6 protein-coding genes are annotated in these 10,261 nt (G+C 60.1%); 2 read left to right on the top strand and 4 right to left on the bottom strand.

Annotated elements, in window-relative coordinates:
- Nucleotides 1-4 precede the first annotated feature (4 nt).
- Both HU724_RS16400 and HU724_RS16395 read right to left on the bottom strand, forming a co-directional pair.
- Nucleotides 5-964, bottom strand: coding sequence for an AAA family ATPase (locus HU724_RS16400; RefSeq protein WP_007913915.1), 960 nt, complete (start codon nucleotides 962-964; stop codon nucleotides 5-7).
- A gap of 325 nt (nucleotides 965-1,289) precedes the next feature.
- Nucleotides 1,290-1,643, bottom strand: coding sequence for a hypothetical protein (locus tag HU724_RS16395; RefSeq protein ID WP_116658751.1), 354 nt, complete (start codon nucleotides 1,641-1,643; stop codon nucleotides 1,290-1,292).
- A gap of 293 nt (nucleotides 1,644-1,936) precedes the next feature.
- Between HU724_RS16395 and HU724_RS16390 the strand changes: the two genes are divergently transcribed.
- Nucleotides 1,937-3,331, top strand: coding sequence for a hypothetical protein (locus tag HU724_RS16390; RefSeq protein WP_186569561.1), 1,395 nt, complete (start codon nucleotides 1,937-1,939; stop codon nucleotides 3,329-3,331).
- Nucleotides 3,332-3,810: 479 nt separating this feature from the next.
- Nucleotides 3,811-8,706: an NAD-glutamate dehydrogenase gene (locus HU724_RS16385; protein WP_186569560.1), complete on the top strand. Its 4,896-nt coding sequence runs from the start codon at nucleotides 3,811-3,813 to the stop codon at nucleotides 8,704-8,706.
- Nucleotides 8,707-8,870: 164 nt separating this feature from the next.
- Here HU724_RS16385 and HU724_RS16380 read toward each other — a convergent pair whose 3' ends face one another.
- On the bottom strand, nucleotides 8,871-9,584 hold the full coding sequence (locus tag HU724_RS16380; protein ID WP_186569559.1) for an ATPase: 714 nt from the start codon (nucleotides 9,582-9,584) through the stop codon (nucleotides 8,871-8,873).
- Between the two features lie 217 nt (nucleotides 9,585-9,801).
- Nucleotides 9,802-10,203 (bottom strand): cupin domain-containing protein, encoded by a 402-nt coding sequence (locus tag HU724_RS16375; RefSeq protein WP_186569558.1) that lies wholly within the window; start codon nucleotides 10,201-10,203, stop codon nucleotides 9,802-9,804.
- Nucleotides 10,204-10,261 lie beyond the last annotated feature (58 nt).

Genomic DNA, 10,261 nt, shown 5'->3' with positions numbered 1-10,261 from the left:
GGGGTCAAGCGACGGCGACGACGTCGAGAATCCGCTGCACCACGCGATCCTGATCGATGCCAGCGGCTTCGGCTTCGAACGACAGAATGATGCGATGGCGCAACACGTCGAACAGCACCGCTTGAATGTCTTCCGGGCTGACGAAGTCGCGACCGGCCAGCCAGGCGTGGGCGCGGGCGCAGCGATCGAGGGCGATCGAGCCGCGCGGACTGGCGCCGTAGGCGATCCATTCGGCCATTTCCGGATCGAACTTGGCCGGGTTGCGCGTGGCCATGACCAGTTGCACCAGGTATTCCTCCACGGCGTCGGCCATGTACAAACCAAGGATTTCCTTGCGCGCGGCGAAGATCGCCTGCTGGCTGACCCGACGCTCGGGCTTGGTCTCGCCGTTCAGCGCCTCGCCACGGGCCTGCTGGAGGATGCGCCGTTCGACAGCGGCGTCGGGGAAACCGATCTTGACGTGCATGAGGAAACGGTCGAGCTGGGCTTCCGGCAGCGGATAGGTGCCTTCCTGTTCGATCGGGTTCTGCGTGGCCATCACCAGAAACAGCGGCGACAGCTCATAGGTGCTGCGCCCGACACTGACCTGGCGCTCGGCCATTGCTTCGAGCAAGGCCGATTGCACCTTGGCCGGCGCACGGTTGATTTCGTCAGCCAGCACCAGATTGTGGAAGATCGGCCCTTGCTGGAAGACGAAACTGCCGGTTTCCGGACGGTAGATTTCGGTGCCGGTGATGTCGGCCGGCAGCAGGTCGGGGGTGAACTGGATTCGATGGAACTGGGCTTCGATGCCCTCGGCGAGTTCTTTGATCGCTTTGGTCTTGGCCAGACCGGGTGCGCCCTCGACCAGCATATGGCCGTCGGCGAGCAGGGCGATGAGCAAACGCTCGATGAGTTTTTCCTGGCCGAGAATCTGCGTTGAAAGAAAGGTTCGCAGCGCCAGCAGCGCTTCACGATGTTCCATCGGTGACTGTTCCTGGAAAGGGGGTGGCCGGGGCGTCTGGATAACGCCGGGGCTGGGGGCGTTACTTTAATCCATCGTGGGGGGCGGCGACTAACGGCATTTTGTGCAAAAGAGCAAAAGATCGCGGCTTTTGGCAGCTTCCCGGTTGGAATGCGATCCCCTGTAGGAGCTGCCGAAGGCTGCGATCTTTTGATCTCCTGTCAGCAGGAAACTTATCGGATGGCAGTTCCGGCCTCTTCGCGAGCAGGCTCGCTCCCACAGGGTCTGATGTACGCATTCCAATGTGGGAGCGAGCCTGCTCGCGAAAGGGCCAGCCCGGTCAATATCAAACCTCGCTGATAAAGGTCCCGGTGCCATCGAGAATGTTCTTCAAAGTCTCGACAACCTCATCCATATCCACCATATCCGGATTAAAACTGATCTCCAGCACATCATCGCCATTCAACGCATCGGCATCCGCCGCAGCAATCTCGATCTTCAGCAGATTCGACGTCAGCGTGACCTTCACTCCGTCAAGCGTCGAAGGCTCGCCATCCAGGGTGATCTCCAGCTCATCCTCATCCGGATAACGGCTCATCAGGAACATCTCGCCCTTGTCGCTGTGGCAGCAGAGCATGGCCATGTTGTCTTCTTCGTCGTCGCACGGGTTGACGATCAGTAGGGCGGTGGTCATTTGCATGGGGGAAATCCTGGGCAGTGGCGGCGGTGAGTCTTTTCGAAGGCGCGATTTTGCCAGTCTCAACCGGTTTGCGCTGCCTGCATCGGTAAAAAGTGGCAAAGCAGGATATTTCCGTCGCCCATTTCCGAGTAGCAAGAAGGGAAAATCCGACGCCAGCGTAAGGCAATTACCGGATGCGCAAAATCCATCCGAAATTGCGATTTTTCGCTTGTGATCGCCGCCTTTTTACCGTTAGTTTCGCCGCTCTTGCGCAATGGAGTGCGTTACGACAACCCCAAAAAGGGAACTTTGCCATGACCCAATATTTCGACCGCGCCGAACAAATCCGCCACCTGTCCGATGAACAGATCGAGGAAATCTACAAGCGCTATCTCGAAGGCGAGAAAACTGCCGCGCTGATGGCGGAATTTCAGATCCCTGCAACGGTGCGCAGTCTGCTCAAGGTTTTGCCCCCGGTCATCAGTGCCGACCTCAGCTGTCCTTACTGCAAACTGCCGATGTGGGTGCGCCGACACGCCAGAGGTACTCCGCTTTCGCTGCGCAGTACCTTCAAATGCGTACGCTGTGAGCACCAGCAAAGCCTTCCAGGCACCAATACCCGCCACACGACTTGCAGCTGCACAGAATGTTTCAAGGTGCGCCAGCAGCAGCTTGCCGCCCGGGCCGCGCGTGATCGCCTGGAATTGGAAGCTCGATATGGCGCGCGATGCCCCGCAGTGCCTTACGCCAATCTGGGATTTGTCCAGAAGCTGACGTTGCTCGCCTTGCTGGATGATGGTTACGGCGCGACCGTTGAATGGATTGCGCCGTTGAATGCGCCATCCAGAGAAGAGCTGCTCGCCCTGACGTTCGAGGCCCGTGAGGAGCTGCTCAAAGGCCTGCACGAGGCCGGGGTGCTGGCAGTTTCCACCGATTCCGACATCAACGCCTTCGATCGCAGCGAGGGCTGCAATATCCGCGAGTACAGCGCGGTGCGCTGGCTGCCCAGCGTCACGCTCGACGGCGTAACGCGCTGTACTCGCGAGAATCTGTATCAGGTCCTGTATCAGGAGTTGTCGGGCAGCGTCAAAGCCGCCTGGAAGAGCGAAATCTATTCGCTGGTCTTCAGTCTCGCCCGCGAAGCGTCCATTCAATACATCCGTGTGCTGGCCGCTGAAGTGGATTTTGCCTTCACGGCCGAGGCCCGTGCCGAAGAGGTGGTCGGGCAGTTGTTGCAGGACTTCTCGGTGAGTCAGTTGTATTACTTCGCCCGCTTGGCGGTACGAAACGCCGCGCACTTTTATGCCACCGGCAATTCCAAAGGGCGCAGTCACGCCTCCAACACCATTCCGCGCAACATGCTGAGCACGGCGCAGGACGCGCTCGCGCGCAACTGGCGCAAGAACGCCCATCGCGATGCGCGAGTACCGCAAACGGCCTTGCAGCGCTTGCTCTACGACGTGGTGCTCAAGGACAGCGGCGCCGGATTTTCCAAATCGCCGGGCATGTACTGGCGTGACGAACTGGTCCCGCAGTTCTTTTCCTCCGTGGCGTTCGACAGCGACTTGCTCAGCCATCTGCGCCTGTTCTGCCGCGAATGCGATTCGAGCAACATTGACGCCAGCATGGACAAGCAGATCCTGCAGACGATGTGCTACGACTGCGCCACGGTGAGCAAATTCAGAGCCTTTGAGGAGCTGCCGGACTGATCCGCGTCAACCGCTGGCGCTGAACCGGATGCCACGCTCAGGGTCGATAACAGGGCCTTGGGCGTTTTCGTTTCCGGATATGTAACGTCCTCGGCGACCGACCTGGCACGAAAGTCCCGTGAAACCGGGGTTTCGAACCTGCATTTCGGCGCACGCCTGCTAGTGTTGATGCAGGCCAAACCCTGCATTTACGTGCCAATGACCGAATATGTCGCAGCACCGCAAGCAGACACATTGTCGCACCCATTAAGCTGCGCAACGGATGAGCACCCGTAAAGGCATTGCTGGCAGCGTTGGCAGTCGCTTTTGCAGATGCTCATTCATGGAAGGTGAATGTGACCTGAGTGTCCCGTCCAGCTTCACCCACCTGTCTCCCTGTTTCCTCTGCCCGAGAATCAGGAACAGGGCGACACCAGCCCCGAAAGGGGTGTTGCACGCGACGCTTTCCATCAATAACAAGCTTAAGCGGAGTACCACAGATGGCGTTCTTCACCGCAGCCAGCAAAGCCGACTTCCAGCACCAACTGCAAGCGGCACTGGCGCAGCACATCAGTGAACAGGCACTGCCACAAGTGGCGCTGTTCGCTGAACAATTCTTCGGCATCATTTCCCTGGACGAGCTGACTCAACGTCGCCTCTCCGACCTCGCTGGCTGTACTCTCTCTGCGTGGCGCCTGCTTGAGCGCTTCGATCACGCGCAACCGCAAGTGCGTGTCTACAACCCCGATTACGAACGCCACGGCTGGCAGTCGACCCACACCGCGGTCGAAGTGCTGCACCACGACCTGCCATTTCTGGTCGACTCGGTGCGTACCGAGCTGAACCGTCGCGGCTACAGCATTCACACCCTGCAGACCACCGTGCTCAGCGTACGTCGTGGCAGCAAGGGCGAATTGCTGGAAGTCCTGCCAAAAGGCAGCATCGGCGAAGGCGTGCTGCACGAATCGCTGATGTACCTGGAAATCGACCGTTGCGCCAACGCGGCCGAGCTGAACGTGCTGAGCAAAGAGCTTGAGCAGGTGCTCGGTGAAGTGCGCGTCGCCGTCGCTGACTTCGAGCCGATGAAAGCCAAGGTGCAGGACATCCTCACCCAGCTGGACAACAGCGCCTATCCGGTCGATGCCGACGAAAAGAACGAAATCAAGAGCTTCCTGGAATGGCTGGTGGGCAACCACTTCACCTTCCTCGGCTACGAAGAGTTCGTGGTCACCGACCAGGCCGATGGCGGTCACATCGAGTACGACCAGAATTCCTTCCTCGGCCTGACCAAACTGCTGCGCACCGGCCTGACCTACGAAGACCTGCGCATCGAAGACTACGCCGTGTCCTACCTGCGCGAACCGACCCTGCTGTCGTTCGCCAAGGCTGCGCACCCGAGCCGCGTACACCGTCCGGCTTACCCGGACTATGTGTCGATCCGTGAAATCGACGCCGACGGCAAAGTCATCAAGGAACACCGTTTCATGGGCCTGTACACCTCGTCGGTGTATGGCGAGAGCGTGCGGGTCATCCCGTTCATCCGCCGCAAGGTCGAAGAAATCGAGCGCCGCTCCGGCTTCCAGTCCAAGGCTCACCTGGGCAAGGAACTGGCACAGGTCCTCGAAGTGCTGCCGCGTGACGACCTGTTCCAGACCCCGGTCGACGAACTGTTCACCACCGTGATGTCGATCGTGCAGATCCAGGAACGCAACAAGATCCGCGTGTTCCTGCGCAAAGACCCGTACGGTCGCTTCTGCTACTGCCTGGCCTATGTGCCGCGCGACATCTATTCCACCGAAGTCCGCCAGAAGATCCAGCAAGTGCTGATGGAGCGCCTGAAGGCTTCCGATTGCGAATTCTGGACTTTCTTCTCGGAATCCGTGCTGGCCCGCGTGCAGCTGATTCTGCGCGTCGATCCGAAGAACCGCCTCGACATCGACCCGGTACTGCTGGAAAAAGAAGTGGTCCAGGCCTGCCGCAGCTGGCAGGACGACTACGCCGCACTGACCGTCGAGAGCTTCGGCGAAGCCCACGGCACCAACGTGCTGGCCGACTTCCCGAAAGGCTTCCCGGCCGGCTACCGCGAGCGTTTTGCCGCGCATTCGGCCGTGGTCGACATGCAGCACCTGCTGAGCCTCAGCGAAAAAAATCCGCTGGTGATGAGCTTCTATCAGCCACTCGGTCAGGTTTCCGGCCAGCGCGAGCTGCATTGCAAGCTGTATCACGCCGACACGCCGCTGGCGCTGTCCGACGTCCTGCCGATTCTGGAAAACCTCGGCCTGCGCGTACTGGGTGAATTCCCGTATCGCCTGCGCCACACCAACGGCCGCGAGTTCTGGATTCACGACTTCGCGTTCACTGCTGCCGAAGGTCTGGACCTCGACATCCAGCAACTCAACGACACCCTGCAGGACGCGTTCGTGCACATCGTGCGCGGCGATGCCGAAAACGATGCGTTCAACCGTCTGGTGCTGACCGCCGGTCTGCCATGGCGCGACGTGGCGCTGCTGCGTGCCTACGCCCGTTACCTGAAGCAGATTCGTCTGGGCTTCGACCTGGGTTACATCGCCAGCACCCTGAACAACCACACCGACATCGCTCGCGAACTGACCCGGTTGTTCAAGACCCGTTTCTACCTGGCGCGCAAGCTCGGCAGCGATGATCTGGAAGACAAGCAACTGCGTCTGGAACAAGCGATTCTGACCGCACTGGACGACGTTCAGGTGCTCAACGAAGACCGCATCCTGCGTCGTTACCTCGACCTGATCAAAGCCACCCTGCGCACCAACTTCTATCAGACTGACGCCAACGGCCAGAACAAGTCGTACTTCAGCTTCAAGTTCAACCCGCATGCTATCCCTGAGCTGCCCAAGCCAGTGCCGAAGTTCGAAATCTTCGTCTACTCGCCACGCGTCGAAGGCGTGCACCTGCGCTTCGGCAACGTTGCCCGTGGTGGTCTGCGCTGGTCCGATCGTGAAGAAGACTTCCGCACCGAAGTGCTCGGCCTGGTAAAAGCCCAGCAAGTGAAGAACTCGGTCATCGTGCCAGTGGGCGCGAAGGGCGGCTTCCTGCCGCGTCGTCTGCCACTGGGCGGCAGCCGTGACGAGATCGCGGCCGAGGGCATCGCCTGCTACCGCATCTTCATTTCCGGTCTGTTGGACATCACCGACAACCTGAAGGACGGCGCACTGGTACCGCCGGTCAACGTCGTGCGTCATGACGACGATGACCCGTACCTGGTAGTCGCGGCGGACAAGGGCACTGCAACCTTCTCCGACATCGCCAACGGCATCGCCATCGACTACGGCTTCTGGCTGGGTGACGCGTTTGCGTCCGGTGGTTCGGCCGGTTACGACCACAAGAAAATGGGTATCACCGCCAAAGGCGCGTGGGTCGGCGTACAGCGCCACTTCCGCGAGCGCGGCATCAATGTTCAGGAAGACAGCATCACCGTGGTTGGCGTCGGCGACATGGCCGGCGACGTGTTCGGTAACGGCCTGTTGATGTCCGACAAGCTGCAACTGGTCGCTGCGTTCAACCACATGCACATCTTCATCGACCCCAACCCGAACCCGGCGACCAGCTTCGTCGAGCGTCAGCGTCTGTTCGACCTGCCGCGTTCGGCCTGGACCGACTACGACACCAGCATCATGTCCGAAGGTGGCGGTATCTTCTCGCGCAGCGCGAAGAGCATCGCGATCTCGCCGCAGATGAAAGAACGCTTTGACATCCAGGCTGACAAGCTGACCCCGACCGAACTGCTCAATGCCTTGCTCAAGGCGCCGGTGGATCTGTTGTGGAACGGCGGTATCGGCACCTACGTCAAGGCCAGCACCGAAAGCCACGCCGATGTCGGCGACAAGGCCAACGATGCACTGCGCGTCAACGGTAATGAGCTGCGCTGCAAAGTGGTGGGCGAGGGCGGTAACCTCGGCATGACCCAACTGGGTCGTGTGGAATTCGGCTTGAATGGCGGCGGTTCCAACACCGACTTCATCGACAACGCCGGTGGCGTGGACTGCTCCGACCACGAAGTGAACATCAAGATCCTGCTGAACGAAGTGGTTCAGGCCGGTGACATGACCGACAAGCAACGCAACCAGTTGCTGGCGAGCATGACCGACGAAGTCGGCAATCTGGTGCTGGGCAACAACTACAAGCAGACTCAGGCCCTGTCCCTGGCGGCGCGCCGTGCCTACGCGCGCATCGCTGAGTACAAGCGTCTGATGAGCGATCTGGAAGGTCGTGGCAAGCTGGACCGTGCCATCGAGTTCCTGCCGACCGAAGAGCAACTGACCGAGCGCGTCGCTGAGGGCCACGGCCTGACCCGTCCTGAGCTGTCGGTGCTGATCTCCTACAGCAAGATCGACCTCAAGGAACAGCTGCTGGGCTCGCTGGTGCCGGACGACGATTACCTGACCCGCGACATGGAAACGGCGTTCCCGCCGACCCTGGTCAGCAAGTTCTCCGAAGCCATGCGTCGTCACCGTCTGAAGCGCGAGATCGTCAGCACCCAGATCGCCAACGATCTGGTCAACCACATGGGCATCACCTTCGTGCAGCGACTCAAAGAGTCGACCGGCATGAGCCCGGCGAACGTGGCTGGCGCTTACGTGATCGTGCGCGACATCTTCCACCTCCCGCACTGGTTCCGTCAGATCGAAGCGCTGGACTATCAGGTTTCCGCTGACGTGCAGCTGGAACTGATGGACGAGCTGATGCGTCTGGGCCGTCGCGCCACGCGCTGGTTCCTGCGTGCCCGTCGCAACGAGCAGAACGCTGCCCGTGACGTCGCGCATTTCGGTCCGCACCTGAAAGAGCTGGGCCTGAAACTCGACGAACTGCTCAGCGGCGAAATCCGCGAGAACTGGCAGTCGCGCTATCAGGCGTACGTCGAAGCCGGTGTGCCGGAATTGCTGGCGCGTATGGTTGCGGGCACCTCGCACCTGTACACGCTGCTGCCGATCATCGAAGCCGCCGACGTCACCGGGCAGGACCCGGCCGAAGTGGCCAAGGCTTACTTCGCCGTCGGCTCTGCGCTGGACATCACCTGGTACCTGCAACAGATCAGCGCCTTGCCGGTGGAAAACAACTGGCAGGCTCTGGCCCGTGAAGCGTTCCGTGATGATGTCGACTGGCAGCAACGGGCGATTACCATCTCCGTCCTGCAACAGGGCGACGGTTCCCAGGACGTGGAAGCACGCCTGGCGCTGTGGATGGCCCAGCACGAAAGCATGATCGAACGCTGGCGTGCCATGCTGGTGGAAATCCGTGCTGCGAGCGGTACGGACTACGCCATGTACGCGGTGGCCAACCGCGAACTGCTGGATCTGGCGTTGAGCGGGCAAGCGATCCTGCCTGCGGTTGCTGCGAACGCCGAGCTTGAACTGGCGTAAGTAGTGGCTGAATGAAAAAGCCCCGGTATCGCGAGATGCCGGGGCTTTTTTATGCCTGTGTTTTTTTTGGTGTCTGGGCTGGCGTTTTCGCAAGCAGGCTCGCTCCCACAGTTGATCGCATTCCAAATGTTGGAGCGAGCCTGCTCGCGAAGAGGCACTTACATTCAATACAACTTTTGAGCTGGTTTACCCTCAAGCATCGACACTTTCTCCCCCGGCCGCACAACCAGATTACTCAGCGAACGGTCAAACTCCCGCAACGCCGCCAACTGCAATTCCTCCTGCTGATTGATATCCGCGACGATCTCTTCCGAGCGCTTGAAGTCCGCCCACACCGGCGTCAGTTCCCGCGCCTGCGAGCCCTTCGCCGTGCCGATGTAGTTCAATTGCGCATCGTAAAAATCGGCACTGACATCCGCGCGGATATCCGAGCTGCGCGAGGTGATCAACTGGCTGCGGGTGTCGACGATTGCGGTTACATCCGGTCTGGCGGCACGCAGGCTTTGCATGTCCGAGTACACCGTCACCGAGCCGAACTGGCGTTGCAGCGAAGCGTTGACCCACTCCACCGCGCGATCCGGGCTGGAGCTGGCGACGTAGGCGTCGTGGATCGGCTGCACCAGCAGGCTCTGACCAAAACCGGTGCCGGCCTTGGCCTGATACTCGCGCAGGTATTGTCGATTGGCCTGGGTGCCGGGGCTGTAAATCACCCCCAGCGAGACGCCGGGACCGCTCTTGACCAAAGTGGCACTGCTGCGACCGGTCGGGTGCGGCAGCAGCGTGTCGAGGGATGACACGGCTTGCGGAGCAGTGGGAACAGAGCAGGCAGAAAGCAGCAAAACGGAGATCGCCAGCAGGGCGGGAAGCGCAGGTTTCATGGTGTTTCTCCCGTGAAACAAGGTCTGTCGAGGAGTGTGCACGGGCCGAAGATATCGGCGGATATTCAGGGTAAACCTGCCGGCCTGACCGTTGCCTGAATAACCTGTGCGGGTTTAGTTTTATTGGCTTTAAGCGTTTGCAGGTAATGCCCCAAGGCAATAAAAAAGGCGCAAATGCTCGATTCGCGCCTTTCGTTTATGGCTGGTCACGCAGCCATCAGTTGTCCAGCGGGATCAGCACCTGCTCATCCGGGGCCAGCACCATGAACACCAGCAACTTGGCCGGCTTGGTCGAACTGGCGTTTTTCGACACCAGATGCTCGGAACCGGCCGGCTCGTACCAGAACTGGCCCTTCTTGTAAGTGATCGCTTTTTCGCCCTTGACCTGTGAAATCACCTCGCCGTCGAGTACGTAAGCCATCGCCGTACCTTCGTGCTTATGGGCGATTGAGGATTGCCCGGGCTGGTAGTCGACTTCGATCATCATGGCTTTCTTGCCGGGGGCGTTTTTCAGCAGTTGTTCCTGCAGAATGGTGATTTTCTCGGACGGATCGTGAGCCATTGCCGAGGCGGAGAGGGTGAAGGCGAGGGCGGCGGCGACGAGGTGCAGGGCTTTCATGGCGGGTTACCTGTGATGGTTGGGGTGTGCTCACAGTAGGCCGCAATGTGGCCGGTTC

Origin of the sequence: Pseudomonas iranensis, assembly GCF_014268585.2 — a bacterium.
Lineage (GTDB): Bacteria > Pseudomonadota > Gammaproteobacteria > Pseudomonadales > Pseudomonadaceae > Aquipseudomonas > Aquipseudomonas iranensis.
This window is presented reverse-complemented; position numbering and strand designations above follow the sequence as displayed.